11 protein-coding genes are annotated in these 16,772 nt (G+C 60.1%); 2 read left to right on the top strand and 9 right to left on the bottom strand.

Annotated features, from left to right (window positions below):
- Positions 1-94: 94 nt before the first annotated feature.
- The 3 genes from A5483_RS05080 to A5483_RS05070 all read right to left on the bottom strand — a co-directional run bounded on the left by A5483_RS05080 (position 95) and on the right by A5483_RS05070 (position 5,326).
- Complete coding sequence (locus A5483_RS05080) at positions 95-1,438, bottom strand: MFS transporter (RefSeq protein ID WP_063811320.1); 1,344 nt, start codon at positions 1,436-1,438, stop codon at positions 95-97.
- A gap of 53 nt (positions 1,439-1,491) precedes the next feature.
- Positions 1,492-2,811, bottom strand: coding sequence for an anaerobic C4-dicarboxylate transporter family protein (locus tag A5483_RS05075; protein ID WP_063811164.1), 1,320 nt, complete (start codon positions 2,809-2,811; stop codon positions 1,492-1,494).
- Between the two features lie 358 nt (positions 2,812-3,169).
- Positions 3,170-5,326, bottom strand: coding sequence for a DNA gyrase/topoisomerase IV subunit B (locus A5483_RS05070; protein WP_042842717.1), 2,157 nt, complete (start codon positions 5,324-5,326; stop codon positions 3,170-3,172).
- Positions 5,327-5,453: 127 nt separating this feature from the next.
- Between A5483_RS05070 and A5483_RS05065 the strand changes: the two genes are divergently transcribed.
- A complete protein-coding gene (locus tag A5483_RS05065; RefSeq protein ID WP_002548683.1) occupies positions 5,454-5,684 on the top strand; it encodes a DUF7455 domain-containing protein in 231 nt (76 codons plus the stop codon).
- A 70-nt stretch (positions 5,685-5,754) separates the two neighbouring features.
- Here A5483_RS05065 and A5483_RS05060 read toward each other — a convergent pair whose 3' ends face one another.
- Together A5483_RS05060 and A5483_RS05055 are read right to left on the bottom strand one after the other, a co-directional pair.
- On the bottom strand, positions 5,755-6,333 hold the full coding sequence (locus tag A5483_RS05060; RefSeq protein WP_002548939.1) for a GNAT family N-acetyltransferase: 579 nt from the start codon (positions 6,331-6,333) through the stop codon (positions 5,755-5,757).
- A 313-nt stretch (positions 6,334-6,646) separates the two neighbouring features.
- On the bottom strand, positions 6,647-8,191 hold the full coding sequence (locus tag A5483_RS05055) for an RNA polymerase sigma factor (RefSeq protein WP_063811163.1): 1,545 nt from the start codon (positions 8,189-8,191) through the stop codon (positions 6,647-6,649).
- A gap of 330 nt (positions 8,192-8,521) precedes the next feature.
- Here A5483_RS05055 and A5483_RS05050 point away from each other — a divergent pair, with 330 nt between their 5' ends.
- Complete coding sequence (locus A5483_RS05050) at positions 8,522-9,460, top strand: sigma-70 family RNA polymerase sigma factor (RefSeq protein ID WP_002548717.1); 939 nt, start codon at positions 8,522-8,524, stop codon at positions 9,458-9,460.
- 56 nt (positions 9,461-9,516) lie between these two features.
- Here the strand turns inward: A5483_RS05050 and A5483_RS05045 are convergent, their stop codons facing one another.
- The 4 genes from A5483_RS05045 to A5483_RS05030 all read right to left on the bottom strand — a co-directional run bounded on the left by A5483_RS05045 (position 9,517) and on the right by A5483_RS05030 (position 16,612).
- Positions 9,517-10,410, bottom strand: coding sequence for an acyl-CoA thioesterase (locus A5483_RS05045; protein ID WP_002548956.1), 894 nt, complete (start codon positions 10,408-10,410; stop codon positions 9,517-9,519).
- Between the two features lie 188 nt (positions 10,411-10,598).
- The gene (gene hrpA, locus A5483_RS05040) at positions 10,599-14,690 is read right to left on the bottom strand and encodes an ATP-dependent RNA helicase HrpA (protein ID WP_063811162.1); all 4,092 of its coding nucleotides are present in this window, start codon (positions 14,688-14,690) and stop codon (positions 10,599-10,601) included.
- A 51-nt stretch (positions 14,691-14,741) separates the two neighbouring features.
- Positions 14,742-15,596 (bottom strand): universal stress protein, encoded by an 855-nt coding sequence (locus tag A5483_RS05035; protein WP_063811161.1) that lies wholly within the window; start codon positions 15,594-15,596, stop codon positions 14,742-14,744.
- Positions 15,597-15,679: 83 nt separating this feature from the next.
- Complete coding sequence (locus A5483_RS05030) at positions 15,680-16,612, bottom strand: T3SS (YopN, CesT) and YbjN peptide-binding chaperone 1 (protein WP_063811160.1); 933 nt, start codon at positions 16,610-16,612, stop codon at positions 15,680-15,682.
- Positions 16,613-16,772 lie beyond the last annotated feature (160 nt).

Here is a 16,772-nt window from a genome sequence, read left to right as displayed (position 1 = left end):
ACGGCGCTGAGGATCGGAATCGCCTATGGATCCGCTCGTGGCGGCCGAGGTCTGAGGAGTGGTCTAGGGACGCGCCAGTTGAATCTGCTAAGGATCACTCCGCGTACGTCTCGTCGTGGACCTCGGCAGTGCTGACCGGAATCATGGCCGCCAGCCCCACTAATAGTACGAGAACTATGCCCACGATTCCCCAGTACTGGTTATTGTCACCGCCAGTGATGGCATGGTCCGCCGTGACGAAGAGGCCAAATAGTGCCGGTGCCAGAAACGAGACGGCTTTACCGGTGGTCGCGTAAAGACCGAAAACCTCTCCCTGGTATCCGGGCGGGCAAATCTGGGTGAGGAGGCTTCGCGATGCGGACTGAGCTGGTCCGACGAAACCACACATGATGAGGCCGAGCACCCAGAACACCATGGCAGAACCTGTGTGGCCGATGAATACGCCTATACCGCACGCTGACAACACGGTCAGCGAAATGGTGATGAGTCGTTTCGGGCCGATGCGGTCGTCCAGGCGTCCCAACAAGATTGTGGATATGCCGGCGACAAGATTGGCCACAATGCCAAAGATGAGTACGTCTGACGCACTAAATCCGAACGTTTGACGAGCGAGTGGTCCACCGAACTGGAAAACACCGTTGAGCCCATCACGGAACAAGGCAGAAGCGATCAGGAAAATGATCGTGTTACGGCTGACGTGCCATATCCTCACCACACTGCGCCACAACTCGGCGTAGGCATGGCCGAGGGCCCGCACGCCATGCAGCCGGGGTCCAGACGGTTTGACCGGCTGCCGGTTATCGTGCAGGAGAAGAAAGGTGGGCAGGGTCAGCACCAGGATCCACAGCGCGCAAAACAGCATGGCCACGCGGATGTTCATGCCTTCGTGACTTGTTACTCCAAGCCAACCCACTTTTGGTTTGATCCAGGCGACGTAGATGACGAGTAACGCAATAATCCCACCCAGATAACCCATGCCCCACCCGAGGCCGGAAATCCGACCAACTTTGCCAGGCTCTGCAACGTCATCAAGCATGCCGTTGTATAGGGAACTGCCGACATCCGAAATGACCGTCCCGATGCCCATCAGCACCAATCCGACCACGAGATAGGACGGATGAGGCTTGACGAAAAACAGCAGTCCCGACATCACTGCAAGGATCCAGGTGAGCCATTTCAGGGCCGTCACCTGCCGTCCTTGCCGTCCTGCCCGCTGCCCCACGACAGGCGCCAGCAAGGCAATGGCCAGGCCCGCCAAACTCATGGTCCATGACAGCGCGGTGACGGTACGGTCCTTAGACCCGAAGGCGTCACCAACAAGGTAGACGGCAAAAACAAAAGTGGTAATGACCGAGGCGAAGGGCTGGGTGCCCGGATCCCACATGGCCCAGGCGAAGACGCGTTTGCGTTGATCGGCCGGCACATCGGTGTGGCTCATGGCCATTGAGTCTACCGGTGCCTGCCGAACACGCGATCGCGCCTCCTCTGGCCTCAGCCCAACATAATGGGCGCCCAGAAAGCTCCCAGCAGGATCGTTACCGCAATCGAAACGGTCCCGGGAAGGACGAACGGGTGGTTGAAGACGATGCGTCCGACTCGCGTCGATCCGGTGTCGTCCATCTCCATAGCTGCAACCGTTGTGGGATAGTTCGGCAGCAGGTAATAGTTGGCCACGGCCGGGTAGCAAGCCAGCATCACCGTCGGAGATAGGCCGATTTTGGCCACCACCGGCATGAAGGCGACAGTCGTCGCGGCGTGGGAGAACATCAGCGGCGCAGCCAAATACAGGATCACTGAAAGGAACCACGGGGCCGAATGCAGGATCGAGGCTCCAGCGTGGGTAAGGACGTCCATGTAGTTATTGACGAACATATTGCCCAGCCATGCCAGTCCCAGAATGCAGATCGCTGCAGACATTCCCGCTCGAAATGTCGCCTGGGTAGTGAGCTGCTTGACATCCTCACGTGACACCATGCAAATAATCATCGCCGTCGTCAACATGATGAGCATGATCGCCGCCGAGGACGTCATAGGCGGCTTGGCGAGCACGCCGACCTCCTTCGATGAGACGGTGGCGTAACCAACCACTACTACCAGCGCAACGAGGAAGGCGACGAGGCTGGGGATAGCGGTTCGTTTCGGCCTCCAACCGGTGTCGGCCACAGCAGCGTTGTGGCTCACCAACCCTTTAGCCTCACGTTCCTGATAAACCGGATCATCGACGAGATCCTTACCCTGATGCGATGCCACGACCGCGCCGACGGCACACCCGATGAAGGTGGTAGGGATCGTCACCGCGAGGATCTCAAGGTAGCCCACTCCCAACGGCCCTAGAACTCCAACCAAGGCCAAGGTCGCCGCCGAGATCGGTGAGGACGCAACCGCAACCTGGGATGCCACAACGGCGATGGAAAGCGGTCTCGACGGCCGGATCTTATGCTCCTTAGCCACCTCCACGATGACAGGCAGCACTGAATAAGCAGTATGCCCGGTACCACACAGCAGGGAAAGCAGGAAGGTCGCTAGTGGCGCGAGGTAGTTGATCTGGTTGGGATGCTTGCGCAGCATAACCTCGGTCAGATGCACGAGATAGTCCATCCCACCCGCGAGCTGAAGGGCAGCGATGGCACAGATAACGGTCATGATGATGCCGATGACCGTCCAGGGAATATCCTCAGCCATCTTCGTGTGCAGACCAGTGGTCGCGAGGACAATACACCCCGCCGCTCCCGCGAGTCCGACGCCGATCCCACCAAGGCGCGAGCCAATGATGATGAAAATGACGGCCACGGCCAGGTGGAACCAGATCATCGCTGCGGCCTCCTCGCCGAGGATCCCCCGTCAACGTGGCACGTGCCGTTGCGCCCGCCACTGGCTTGCCGTACTCGACCCACCATGTCCTCCACCTGTTCTGTATCTATCCACTCCAGGCCATGACATCCGTGCCATGGCGCTTCAAGGAGAACCCTAGTGGAATGCATCGTGTCAACGATACGGCCTACTGTAACTTCCCATACACACCTCTTAGCGAGAACGACTGTGCATATGACGAGCCTGTCGTCCCAGGGCCAGCACCTAGACAGCCAGTGAGGGGACATGCACCTCACACATTGCTAGACCTCGCGTCTGCGCGAGGCTACAGGCGGTGGCCGTACAACGCGCAGTCCTCTTAGGCGTCGATCTGTTCGGCGTCGAGACGGTAAGCCCCCTCGACGATGAACTGCTTACGCGGTGCGACCTGATTGCCCATGAGGATCTCAAAAGTGCCTTCGGCCTCCGCAGCATCGTCGACGGTGATGCGACGCAAAGTGCGATGGCGCGGGTCCATCGTTGTCTCCTTGAGCTGGGAGGCATCCATCTCACCGAGGCCCTTGTACCGCTGTGGCTCTTTGAACCGCACCCCTTTCTTCGTCAGTTGGGCAGCAGTGCGCTGGTATTCAGCATCGGTGTAGGTGTACAGGTACTTGTCCATTCCCCGTTTGGGGTTGATGAGTTCGAATCGGTGCAATGGCGGGACCGCCGAGAACACCCGGCCAGCCTCCACCATCGGACGCATATAGCGGAAGAAAAGGGTGGCCAACAGGCAGCGAATATGGGCACCATCCGAGTCAGCGTCGGCCATGAAGATAACCTTGCCGTAACGGGCCTGGTCAAGATCGAAGGTCTTTCCCGATCCAGCACCAACGACCTGGATGATCGAGGCGCACTCGACGTTCTTAAGCATGGCACCGAGATCAGCCTTCTGCACGTTAAGAATCTTGCCGCGAACCGGAAGCAAAGCCTGGTGTTCGGAGTTACGAGCCACGTTGGCCGTTCCAAGTGCGGAATCACCCTCGACAATGAACAACTCGGTGACGTCCGGATCGGAAGATCGGCAATCCTTGAGCTTGGGCGGCAGATGAGAAGATTCCAGCGCGTTCTTACGACGCTGGTTTTCCTTGTGTGCCCGGGCAGCCACACGGGTCCGCGAGGCATTAACGACCTTCTCCATAAGAGCGCGTGCTACTGGTTTGTCAGCAGCCTTGGCTGAGGTGAGGAAGGCAGTCATCTGCTCCTCAACAACGCGAGCCACGAGGCGTCTAACCGGCGGGGTGCCCAATACCTCCTTGGTCTGACCCTCAAACTGGGGCTCTGCCAGGCTCACCGTCACCACGGCCGTCAGCCCCTCCAGAATGTCGTCCTTGACAATCTCCTCGGAGGACTTGAGGATGCGTGTTCCCTCCAGACCGGCATTGAAGGCCCGCAACAGGCCCTGCTCGAACCCCTGCACGTGGGTGCCGCCTTTGGGGGTAGCTATGATGTTCACGAAGGAACGTACCGTAGTGTCATAGCTTGTTCCCCAGCGCAGAGCGATATCGACCCCGAGGTCCCGGTCGACATCGGTAGGCGTCATACCACCGTTCTCGTCAAGCATGGGGACGGTCTCGGTGAAGGAAGCCCTCCCCTGCAGTCTCATGACATCGTTGACAGGTTGATCAGTGGCGAGATACTCAGCAAACTCAGATATACCGCCGTCAAAGCGCATCGTTTCTGAGACCGTCTCCAGCACATCACCACTGTCAGGATCAGTCTGGATACCCCTCTCGTCAGTAATGACGATCTCCAGGCCTGGGACGAGGAAGGCCGTCTGCCGAGCGCGGTCGGCAAGCTTGGACCACGACAGCTTGGCATCAGGAAGGAAGATCTGACGGTCAGGCCAGTACCGAACCCGAGTACCAGTAACACCACGCTTAGCCTTGCCTACTTTGCGCACCCCTGACTCAGGAGTGAAGGGCGCATCGGGGCCCTGCCCATCAAAGACCCCAGGAACGCCACGGCGAAAGCTCATCCCCCACACCGTGGACTTGCGATCCACCTCCACATCCAGGCGCGCTGAGACGGCGTTGACGACTGAAGCGCCGACGCCATGCAGTCCCCCTGAGACGTTATACGCCCCACCACCGAATTTTCCGCCCGCGTGCAGCTTGGTGTAAACCACCTCGACGCCGCTGAGCCCGGTGCGCGGCTCGACGTCAACGGGAATACCACGGCCCTCGTCGGTAACGAGGATCGACCCAGCCTTCTCCAAGGTGACGGTGATACGGCGTCCATACCCAGCGAGCGCCTCATCAACTCCATTGTCGAAGATCTCCCATAGACAGTGCATGAGTCCGCGGGTATCCGTTGAGCCGATATACATGGCAGGACGTTTACGTACTGCCTCGAGCCCCTCCAGCACCAACAGATTCTTGGCACCGTACTCCCGGCTAGTCGACGCCGTGCGCACGGTACCGCCTTTACCACTCGGCGTTTCCGAACTACCGGCTGATGTCGAGATGTTGTCCATGGCCACGGCGATAGCCTATCGTCAGCCCACGACAAGGAGTCCCAGCCGTGTTCGCCCCAGCCGTCCGTGGTTCGATACACGTGGGAACATTCCGACGATGACGTAGGTTATCTAGTACGGTGACCCGATGATTCAGATGGAGGAGGTTGTCATGAGCACCACGATGATCGAACACCAAACCCTCACCACTGCAGACCGTTGTGATCGTTGCGGCGCACAGGCCTACGTGCGCATCACGCTGCGCAATGGTGGCGAGCTCCTCTTCTGCGCGCACCATGCCCGGGCCCACGAGGACAAGCTCAAGCAGGTCGCGCTGCATATCCAAGATGACACCACCAAGCTCTCGTCCCGCGTTTAAGAACGAGCGCAAGCTGGCCCAGCCCCGGTACTAGCGCCCCGGAGAGCTAGTGGGGATACATCATCCACGATCACTGCGACTTGATCGCATCCTCGCGAATCAGCCGCTGCAGCTTCACCCCGCCGAGGGAATCGTCAACGGCGCCGTCGGTGGCGTCGACGCGAAACCCGTGGCGTTGGTAGAACGAAATAGCGCGAGCGTTATCGGCAAAAACCCACACATAGGCTGGCTGGTGCCCGATACAAGCATCAAGGAGGTCGTCTGACGCTCCGCAGCTGCGCGCCTCTGGCAGCACATGGAGGGTCGCGATCTCCCATGGCGTGGGAGCATCAGGACTTGTGGAAACCCGGGCCATGGCGACCCCAACGGTCTTCATATCGAGGCGATCGATAAGAATCTTGAAGATCGCGCCATCGTCCATAAAGCGGTTCCACTGCTCAATAGTGGTGTGGACGATACCGGGGCCAGTGACCTCGGTAAGGATGTCGTTGGGAATCACCCCCTGACCGATCTCTCGAAAGCACACTGCCTGAACGGCCGCAGCCTCAGGCAGGTCTTCGTGGTGGGCATCTCTGACGACGAAACGACCGGGAGCGGTGGCCGGATCGTGCGTCGGTGTTGACGACGTGTCGACGATTGGCGTATCCATGACCTGATCCTACCGGTCAGCGGTCCGTAACAGGTTTGCTTCGATTCAGTCTGAAGCGGGAATTACTACCGAACCCTGACAACCCAGGCACACCCCGCCTGGATCATCCCCCAGGCACGCAACTCATTGGGGCCCAGGCCGTCACTAGCCTTGGGCAACGCTTCCTTCGTGACCACTGGGATGGGATGAGGTCATGGTTCGCCACTTCCTCGATGACGTTGACCGGCGACGTCGTCGGGATGATCGGCTGAGCACGAACGAAGGGCACCCCGGTGGGCACCCCGGTGGGCACCCCTCGTTCGTGTTCGTCGCCTCAGTCGAGGTAATCGCGCAGTACCTGGGAGCGGCTCGGGTGACGCAACTTCGACATCGTCTTGGACTCGATCTGGCGGATGCGCTCCCGAGTCACACCGTAGACCTTGCCGATCTCATCCAGAGTCTTGGGCTGTCCATCAGTCAAGCCGAATCGCATCGACACCACACCAGCCTCTCGCTCGGACAAGGTGTCGAGGACATCATGCAACTGCTCCTGCAACAGGGTGAAGTTGACGGCGTCGGCTGGCACGATGGCCTCGGAGTCCTCAATAAGGTCACCGAACTCAGAGTCGCCGTCCTCGCCCAGCGGAGTGTGCAGCGAGATCGGCTCGCGACCGTATTTCTGAACCTCAATGACCTTCTCTGCGGTCATGTCGAGTTCGCTGGCCAGCTCCTCGGGGGTGGGTTCGCGTCCCAGATCCTGAAGCATCTGACGCTGTACACGGGCCAGCTTGTTGATGACCTCAACCATGTGCACGGGGATACGAATGGTGCGGGCCTGGTCGGCCATGGCACGGGTAATGGCCTGCTTGATCCACCAGGTCGCGTACGTGGAGAACTTGTAGCCCTTGGTGTAATCGAATTTCTCGACGGCACGAATGAGGCCGAGGTTGCCCTCCTGGATGAGGTCAAGAAAGAGCATGCCGCGGCCGGTGTAACGCTTGGCTAAGGAGACGACCAACCGAAGGTTGGCCTCCAACAGATGGTTTTTCGCCGCCTTGCCATCCTCAGCGATCCACTCGTAGTCTTCGCGGTCTTTCTCACGGATCTTGGTGTCCGGGTCAGCCAGCTGCTCACCGGCGAATAGGCCTGCCTCGATGCGCTTGGCGAGGTCGACCTCCTCAACGGCATTCAGCAAGGCCACTTTGCCGATCTGCTTGAGGTAATCCTTAACGGGGTCGGCGGTAGCGCCGGCGACCATGACGGTTTGCTCAGGCTCGTCAGCATCGTCGTTATCAGACAGGGAGAACGCCTCGGTCTCCTTGTTTATCTGCTGTTCGTCCTTAGCAGCCTCGGCCGGGTCGTAGTCACGCTCGTCAACGTCATCGAGGGAGCGCTTCTTGCCGCCGATAGTCAGCACAACGTCGTCGCCGTCGCGCTGCATCGTCAAATCGACCTCACCGGACGCCGCTTCAGCGATAGTCGTTTCCTTCTTCGCCTTAGTAGTCCGCTTCTTAGCCGTCGACTTTTTGGCGCCGCCGGACGACTTAGTTCCGGCAGTCTTCGTACCCGAAGATCCCGTCGTCTTACCCACCGCTGCCTTGGCGGACTTGGCAGCCGCCTTAGCGCCAGCGGACTTCGTTGTGGCTTTGGCTGCAGAAGATTTAGCCTCGCCAGCGGTTTTTTGAGTCGATGACTTTGCCGTCGACTGGCCCGTCTTCGTGGCGGCCTTCTTCGCGGTGGTCTTCTTGGCCTGACCGGTCGTACCGGACTTGGCAGAGGTAGAACGTGTGTTCTTCCTCGCGGTGGCTATCTTCGCCTCCTCGTCTGCAGCGGTGTTTGCAGTGCTGGACGTGGTGGTCGACACGGGTATCCTCTCCAAGGACTGACCAGTCCTTCAGTGCTGTCCCCTCAAAATGAGCCCGGAAGGGTCGACGAATCACCACCCATGGGACTCAAGGGCACACGACGCCCGGGAGACGTCAAGACCCTGCAATTATTGTTGCACCATCCGAGTCCTAACACAAACTGGCCCTCCCCAATTCCCGCTCCTGCCACGGGACGGTCGCGTCGGGCAGCCAGGTACGACCACAGTCTGATCCTCTGATATCGCCCACGACCGCAGACACTCATCGACCACTCGGGGATGACATTGGCCCCCAAGTGACGTTGATATAGATGACAACCAGTCCGACGGAGAAAGGCGAAGCACATGGACACCAAGTCCCGGGTTCGTACCACCGATGGCATTGATGGAAAGGACGCGGTCGGCCTCTACCTAGACGGGATCGCCCGCACGCCCCTGCTCAATGCCGCACAGGAGGTTGCGTTGGCCCGCCGGATCGAAGCGGGTGTGTTTGCACGCGCCATTCTCGAGGGTCAGGCGGAAACCACATCGGATGCCACCACTGAGGAACTACACCAAATCGCAGCCGACGGAGACGAGGCCATGGCCCACTTCGTGCGCGCTAACCTGCGGCTGGTCGTGTCGGTGGCTCGCAAATATGGCCGTTCCCAGATGCCGCTACTTGACCTCGTGCAAGAGGGAAATACCGGCCTCATCCGCGCCGTCGAGAAGTTTGACTACGCCAAGGGATTCAAGTTCTCGACCTACGCCACCTGGTGGGTCCGTCAGGCCATTAGCCGGGGAATCGCGCAGCAGGGTCGTATCGTCCGCCTCCCGGTGCATGTCGCCGAGCAGGTGAATCAGGTCTCGGCTGCCCGGCGCAACCTCGAGCGTCAGCTGGGCCGCGAACCCGAGACCTCCGAGATCGCCGACGAGTTGGAGATCACCGAAGAACGTGTCATCGAGCTTATCCGCTTTGGACGTGACCACGTCTCTCTCGACGCCCCAGTTGAGGACGACGGCGACACTAGCCTGGGCGATCTCATCGCCCGCGAAACATCTCCCGGCCCTGACGACATTGTGCTCGACGCCGAGGATCGTGGCCGACTTGAAGGGCTCCTCGACGATCTCGACGAACGTTCCGCCGACGTGGTGCGTCGCCGCTACGGGCTCGTCGATGGACGCCAGGCCAAGCTCGCCGACATCGGCAAGGTGTGGGGAATCACCGCCGAACGCGTGCGCCAGATCGAACGTGCAGCCCTGGCCAGCATGCGGCAGCGCAACCTCGCCACAATGGCGGCCTGATGCACACGATGGCTCCGGATCTACCCGGGGCCATCGTCGCGTTCCGAAGACATCACTCACTGCGGGCCAAGCGGAAACGTCACTGCGGCGTCGAGATCGCTTGCGTCTACCAGTCTCATGACCCCCTCTTGGCAGCAGGACGCGATGAGTTTGCCATCCTGCATCAGTCGCCCCATGGAGAAACCAAGCAGACCTGACGCGCTCGGAGACACCTGGTCGTAGAGCATCCAGCGGTCAGCTTCAGCAGTCCGGTGGAACCACATGGCGTGATCCAGCGAGGCCGGGTTGACGACCATACCCGGTGGCACCGATCCCAAGTGAGGCATGACGGCGCCGGCCATGAGACTGATATCAGAAACGTAAGCGAGGATCGCGCGCTGCACAACGCGGTCATCAGGAAGGCCCGCGGTGGTACGTACCCATAGGCTCAGGTGAGTGACGTGGTTGGGGTCGACGAACTGCGAACCGTCACTGGCCAACCGCACGTCGAGCGCATCCCACTCCTTAACGGTAGGCATGGGTCGCCCGAACATCTGCTCAAGAGCCTGGGCTAGGGTCGGACAATGATCCGGGTCCGGAAGATAGTCCGGCATCGGGTCGGAGTGCTCCGGACCGTCCTCGCGGTTCTTGAAAGACAGTTCCGCGGTGAAGATCGTCCGACCGTGCTGGCGAGCGTTGACGCGGCGAGTGCTGAAGGTCCGACCGTCACGAATTCGCTCAACATCAAAGATCATCGGCAGATCGGTACGGCCAGCGTGCAGGAACAGTGCATGCATGGAGTGGGCGGTCCGTTCAGGAACAGTACGAGCACCAGCAACCAGGGCCTGGGCCAGTACTTGACCTCCGAAGGTCCGCTGCCACGTTGTGTGTGGTTGTCGGCCTCGAAATAGGTCGAGATCGAGGTCTTCAAGATCGAGCAGGTCAAGCAGTTCAGCAGTAGTCGAAGGCACCTATCCACTGTGCCAGATCAGGCAAGGTATCATCGCAGATCTCACGATGGCGGCGTACCCGACTAGCGACAATGCAGTTGATGAACTCGATCCACGCCTAGCAGAATGAGGAGGGCGGGCGTCAGGACGAATTGCGATCTGTAAACCGCGCATAGCTCGGACCTCATGCTCACAACCAGTCCACGACGTCAAGACAGCTTGGCTATCGCCGTACGGATCCGCTTGGGCGACACGCTGACGCGGGTACCGAGTTTCTGAGCGAAATACTGAATCCGCAACTCCTCCAGCATGAACCCAATCTCCTCAACCTCGGCAGGTAGTTTGCCAGCCGGTTGTTCCTCGCATAGAGCGTCATAGTCGGCCAGGAGAGGCTCAAGCTGGGCCATGTGGCGGGGATCGCGCGAGGGATTAGTCATCAGGGAGTCAATACGCACACTCACTCCCTGAATCCAGCGCGGCATGTCGTCATACCAAGGATCCGGGGTGGCCGAAATAAAATTCTCGAAGATGAGATCATCAATCTGAGTGACGATGTCAGCACGGATCGTCGGATCCGAGACGGTTGTCAAAGCCTGGCGAGCCTCGACAAGATGACTGAGGATTCTGCCAGCAGTACGCACCACTCGAGCCATCTGATCGGCTTGATCCTGGCGAACGGCCAGGGAAAGGTCGTCAAAGGCCTTCTTGTTGCGAATTCCTGACAGGTCACCCGCCTTCTGATGAGCCACCGAGGCGACCGCCTTGTGACGGGCATCGGCCAGTAGAGCTGGGACACTAGGGTACGGAGAGGTTGCCAAGGCCAGCTTGGTGGCGTTGTCCAGATGCGTAATGACCCACTTCGTCGGATCAGGAAGGTTGAGGACGAGCATCCTCACGACGCCGGAAGCATGGCTGATGCGCTGGGCACGAGGAGTGTCGAGGACGGTAGTGCCAACAGAATCTCCCTCATCGACCAGACATGGATAGCCGACGGCGTCAGCGCCCCTGCGCGACAGATCAACCCGTTCCGGAATCGGATCGAAGGTCCACTCTTTCGCGCCGTGAATCTGGGGTCGGCCCGCGGCTTTAGTCAACGATTGGGAGACCTTGGGAGCCAGATCTGTCTGTAGAGCCTCGAGATCCTCAGAACGAGCTATGGGCGTGGAATGGGATCCCTTGGGCTTGTTCTTGCCATTCTTTCTAGAATTCTTACCAGTGGGTCTTCCCTCCGCATCAACGATGTCGAAACCAACGCGCAAATGGGCCGGAATGGCAGCAATATTCCAGTCATCAGGGTTGACGATGATGCCGGTGAGAGCTCTCAGTGCTCGTCCAAGTTCATCGGTGAAAGGGGCCTGGCGGTCAGCGTCGTGGTCTTCCAGCCAGGTCAGCGCCGCTCGGGCACGGTCGGGGGCAGGAACCAGTTGGGTGCGAATGCTCTTCGGAAGGGCTCGAATGAGTTCCGTCGCCAACTCGGTACGCAGACCTGGTACCTGCCAGCTAAACGGTGCAGTAGGCACTTGGTTGAGCAGTGCCAGCGGGATAGTAACGGTGACGCCGTCATGCCCGGATCCCGGCTCAAAGACGTAGCGCACTGGCAATTCGAGGTTTCCGATCTTCCAGTGGTCGGGGAAGGCATGGGCATCCACGGAGTCGGGGTCGACGAGGTCGTCAATCGACAGGTCAAGCTGGTGACGGTTCTGCACCCGACGCCACCAAGCGTCGAAGTGGGAGCCAGAGACGATCCCGTCAGGGATTCGACGGTCGTAAAAACCGAAGATGGCGTCGTCGTCGGCCACCAGACCGCGCTGACGACTGCGCTGCTCGAGATCAGCTGCCTCGTCGCGGACCCGATCGTTGTGCTTGAGGAATCCATGATCGGATCGCCAGTCCCGCTCTACCAGGGCCGAGCGGATAAAAATCTGTCGGGACACCACCGGATCGATGCGGCCATAGGTGATACGACGATCAGCCCATAACGGCACCCCAAACAGAGTGCCACGCTCAGTAGCGACCACTGATGCTGTTGAAGCTGCCCAATGCGGAGCCGCCCAGGAACGCTTGATGAGAGAACCCGCAGCCTCCTCCACCCACTCGGGCTGGACGGCTGCGACTGTCCTGGCCCACAACCGAGAGGTCTCCACCAACTCAACAGCCACGACGAGTTCGGGCGACTTGCGTGCCAGCAACGACCCAGGGTTAATGGCGAACTTCATGCCGCGAGCACCGAGGTATTCCTGAGGCCCGGGACGCTGGCCGCGTCGTTTGGACGATTCCCGTACCTGGATCAGCCCAATATGAGACAGCAGTCCCGACAGTAGGGCGACGAGAACCCGGTCGGTCGGGGCAGGCGTGCGATTGACCTCCAAGTGCAGTTCCTTGGCGATCTGACGGAGTTGGCTGTGCAGGTCGTCCCATTCACGCACCCGCAAATAGTTGATGTACTCGCTCCGGCACATCCGGCGAAAGGCTGAAGTCCCCATTTGACGACGCTGGTGATGCAAGTAACGCCATAGGCGATGAATAGCCATGATGTCACCACCCTCGTCAGCACCGCTCGCCTGAGGACGTGGGGAGGCCTTTGCCCGAAGAGAATTGGTATGCGGGGTGTGGCGTACCGGGATTGCCGGCTTAGCAGTGTTAACGGTTTCCTGGCGGGCATGCTGTTGGCGGACCTGAGACCAGTCCCCCACCCGATTGTTATCAGTGTTATCAGCAGTTTGAAGGGTCTGCAGCAGGTTGGCCTCGGTGGCAAAGCGGCGATGAAACGCATCGGCCTCCTCGCGCTTGTCTTCAGGACGCTCCCGGACGTCGCGTATCGATAGCGCCGCGACAATGACGAGGACCTCGGCCAAGCTGCCTTGCTTCGCTCCCTCAAGGAGCATGCGCCCCAGCCGTGGGTCCAATGGCACCCGGGCCAGCTGATGACCGATTTTTGTCAGGCGCGGAGCGTCACGGTATCCCGGTTTGAGAGCTCCTAGCTCGTCGAGGAGCCGGATTCCGTCATTGATCCGGGAGCGGTCCGGAGCCTCGATGAAGGGGAAGTTAGTAATGGCACCGAGCTTGGCCTGAGCCATCTGGAGAATGACTGCGGCCAAATTGGTGCGTAAGATCTCCGGCTCGGTGAATTCAGGACGAGCTTCGAAACTGGCCTGGGAGTACAGCCGGATGCAGATGCCCGGTGCCACGCGACCACATCGCCCGGCCCGCTGGTTAGCGCTGGCCTGGGAGATCGTCTCGATAGGCAGGCGCTGAACCTTGGTGCGCACCGAATACCGCGAGATACGGGCAGTTCCCGGATCGATGACGTAGCGGATTCCAGGCACGGTCAGGGAAGTCTCGGCGACGTTTGTGGCCAGCACGATCCGCCGTCCGGTATGCGGGGTGAAAACCCGATGCTGGTCGGCGGCTGACAGGCGCGCGAAGAGCGGCAAGACTTCGGTGTTGGACAGATTGAGGTCTGCCAGGGCCTCCTCGGTCTCACGGATCTCCTGCTCACCGGCTAGGAATACGAGAATGTCACCGCTCCCCTCGCGGCAAAGTTCCTGAACCGCCCGGCAGATACCGGTGGTTTGGTCGAGGGCCTCGCCATTCGGGCTTATCGAAGTGGGGGTTGGATGGTGGGGAAGCTCGTCCTCGTCGTCGATGTCATCTTCGTCATCGGGGTGGATCTGCTCAGAAGGGTCCAGCGAGCGATAGCGCACCTCGACCGGGTACGTGCGCCCTGAAACCTCGATAACTGGCGCGTCGTCGAAGTGGGCGGAGAACCTGGCGGTGTCGATAGTGGCCGAGGTGATGATCACTTTGAGATCGGGGCGTCGTGGCAGCAACTGCTTCAGATAACCCAGCAGGAAGTCGATATTGAGACTGCGCTCATGGGCCTCGTCAATGATGATGGTGTCATGGGCGCGTAAGTCGCGATCATGGGAGATTTCAGCCAGGAGTACGCCGTCGGTCATGACGGTCAGTGCAGTGTTGGAGGTAGCGCGCCGAGTAAAGCGCACCTGATAGCCAACCTGTTCCCCTAGCTCTACCCCCATCTCCTCGGCAACTCGTTCTGCGACGCTACGCGCGGCGATCCGTCGGGGCTGGGTATGGGCAATCTGACGACGCCCCAGGGCTAGGCAAATCTTGGGTAGCTGGGTCGTCTTTCCCGACCCGGTTTCGCCTGCCACCACCACGACCTGGTGGTGTTTGATGAGGTCGGCAATCTCGTCAGCGTGTGCTGCTATCGGGAGGTCAGTGGCGAAGGCGACGACTCCCCCACCGGGCAGCTCACCTTCCAGTCGTGAATCAGGCATGACTGATCTAGTCTATGCGGGGCCTCCGACATCCAGCGACCAGCGACTTGGTCAGTGGCAGATAGCTAGCGGCGATTGAGCGTGCGCCATAATGCCGCGGCTCACACCACCTGCAGTCCAGCCCAAGACCGGATGCTTTTTCATACCAACCACGAGAAGGTCAACGCCGCCCGAGAGATCAACCAAGGCGTCGACGGGTTCTCCGGACAGCACGCGGGTCTCGACCTCAACACTGGGATGTTCATGGGCGAGCGGTTTGACGACCTCAGCGAGTCGCTTGAGAGCTTCACCATGAACCTCCTCGGAGTCGTTACCAGGGACCGTTACAACGAGCAATTTGCAGCCACGGTCGTCAGCTTCGGCGAATCCGAAACCGACGGCTGCAGTCCCTACGCTCTGGGGGCCGACCGCGACCGCAACACATTTCTCGCTGCCAGTCGGATCCGGGGTCGAAGCGCGGGAGATAACCACCACCGGTGCTGCCGACATTCCTGCCACGGCTACAGAGGTTGACCCGACGAACATACGCTCCAGACCCGAGGTAGCGCGACGGCCGACGACAACAAGCTGAGCATCAGCGCTGCGATCAGCCAGAATGGCCGCCGGGTTACCCAAGACGACCTCTCCAGAGATCCGATCAGGATCCATCCCCCGCTCAACCGCAACATGAATAGCGTCATCGACGACGACCTGCCCAGCATCCTGTAGGGCGGTCGGGTCGTAGACAACTCCCCAAGCGCCCGCAACGGCGGCGTCATCCACGGCGTGAAGGACAATGAGATCAGCGTCTCTTCTGATTGCCGATCCCGCAGCGTAGCGAGCGGCGCGCAATCCGTCCTCGGAGCCATCGACTCCGACGATGACGGTGGCACGGCGAGCTTTCGATGAGGTTCGATCGTCAGTCATGGTGGTCCTCCTCGGTGAGACGTCAAGGCTATTGGCCCCTATGACATTGTCCCACCACGTGGCCTGAGGCGAAGGGAGTCGGGTCAGGAACCCTCTTCAAAAGTAGTTCTCCCATGCAGTTTGCGGGCCAATTCGTTGTCCAAGCCATCAGCCAGTCGCGACATGATGGAGACGGCCTGGTGAAGATGTGCAGCGACGAAGGGGCGGGCCATCACCGACATCGTCACGAACACTCGATCTTGATGAAGGGCGAAACGCCCGTAGCGGGACTGAACGTTGAGGTCATTGAGCAGCTCGACAGCACGGGAGCGCCCCTCGACGTCATGGACAAGAGCAGCAAAAAGTAACAATTCCGAGGCATCGGGGGTGGTGCGTACGAAGACCATGCACGTCCCTACTCGGATAGCAAAATCACCTTCGCTGTCCCGGATGGCAGGGTGGCCGAACATGTGGGACAGCTCATCAGCGACGAGACGGTCGAGGTGATCTTTATCTACCGGCATGATGGCCGGGACGCTAGCCGCCTCCGTGGGCGACAACGGGGGTTCAGGCTGCAAAATCTCCGCAAGCTGGTCGGGAGCCAGGAACACCGGATGCGGAACACCGAAAATGTCGCGCAGAGTCTTCACAGCCAATTCGGCGAGTTGTTCGGAATCGTCCTGACTGCGATACACCCAGTAGTTGTCGGTCTGATGGACCTTGCAGGTTCCAGGAACCTGCCACCCTAACGAGCTCAGGCCGTCGAGCTGGCCCGACGTAAGGCATGCGCTCTCCGGTAGGCAGCTATTGCTGGACGCTTCGGCCAGGATCATCGCGGTGTCGTCGCTACAGCCGGGATCGTCTTGCACGAAGCGGATGAACGGAGCTGTGTCGGTGCGCGCGGACAAGGTTGAGATCGTTAGCTCGCCGTCGTCGTCAATGACAGAGACGACCTCCGCCAGACGCTCGGCGAACTGATCCCACGCCTGCGCTGTGCTGCGGTCCAGGTCGAACGCGAAGTCTGGTGGCTCGTCCATAACTCCAACCTAGTAGGTCGCGCCGCTATCTGCAGCCTCCTCCCCCGGATCCCGCCATCCGACGCAAAACCCGGAGTGCGTTCGACCCCTGGAAACTATTCCGTGACCACTAAAGGTCGGGGCAAGGGCACAGCTCCTACCGTGCCCCTGCCCCGCTCTA

The organism is Cutibacterium namnetense (assembly GCF_001642025.1).
Taxonomy (GTDB): Bacteria; Actinomycetota; Actinomycetes; order Propionibacteriales; family Propionibacteriaceae; genus Cutibacterium; species Cutibacterium namnetense.
This window is presented reverse-complemented; position numbering and strand designations above follow the sequence as displayed.

What these genes read in the sequence shown, in the direction of transcription:
- A5483_RS05080 (WP_063811320.1), bottom strand. Translation starts at nt 1,438, where the DNA reads ATGAGCCACACCGATGTGCCGGCCGATCAACGCAAACGCGTCTTCGCC.
- A5483_RS05075 (WP_063811164.1), bottom strand. Translation starts at nt 2,811, where the DNA reads ATGATCTGGTTCCACCTGGCCGTGGCCGTCATTTTCATCATCATTGGC.
- A5483_RS05070 (WP_042842717.1), bottom strand. Translation starts at nt 5,326, where the DNA reads ATGGACAACATCTCGACATCAGCCGGTAGTTCGGAAACGCCGAGTGGT.
- A5483_RS05065 (WP_002548683.1), top strand. Translation starts at nt 5,454, where the DNA reads ATGATTCAGATGGAGGAGGTTGTCATGAGCACCACGATGATCGAACAC.
- A5483_RS05060 (WP_002548939.1), bottom strand. Translation starts at nt 6,333, where the DNA reads ATGGATACGCCAATCGTCGACACGTCGTCAACACCGACGCACGATCCG.
- A5483_RS05050 (WP_002548717.1), top strand. Translation starts at nt 8,522, where the DNA reads ATGGACACCAAGTCCCGGGTTCGTACCACCGATGGCATTGATGGAAAG.
- hrpA (WP_063811162.1), bottom strand. Translation starts at nt 14,690, where the DNA reads ATGCCTGATTCACGACTGGAAGGTGAGCTGCCCGGTGGGGGAGTCGTC.
- A5483_RS05035 (WP_063811161.1), bottom strand. Translation starts at nt 15,596, where the DNA reads ATGACTGACGATCGAACCTCATCGAAAGCTCGCCGTGCCACCGTCATC.
- A5483_RS05030 (WP_063811160.1), bottom strand. Translation starts at nt 16,612, where the DNA reads ATGGACGAGCCACCAGACTTCGCGTTCGACCTGGACCGCAGCACAGCG.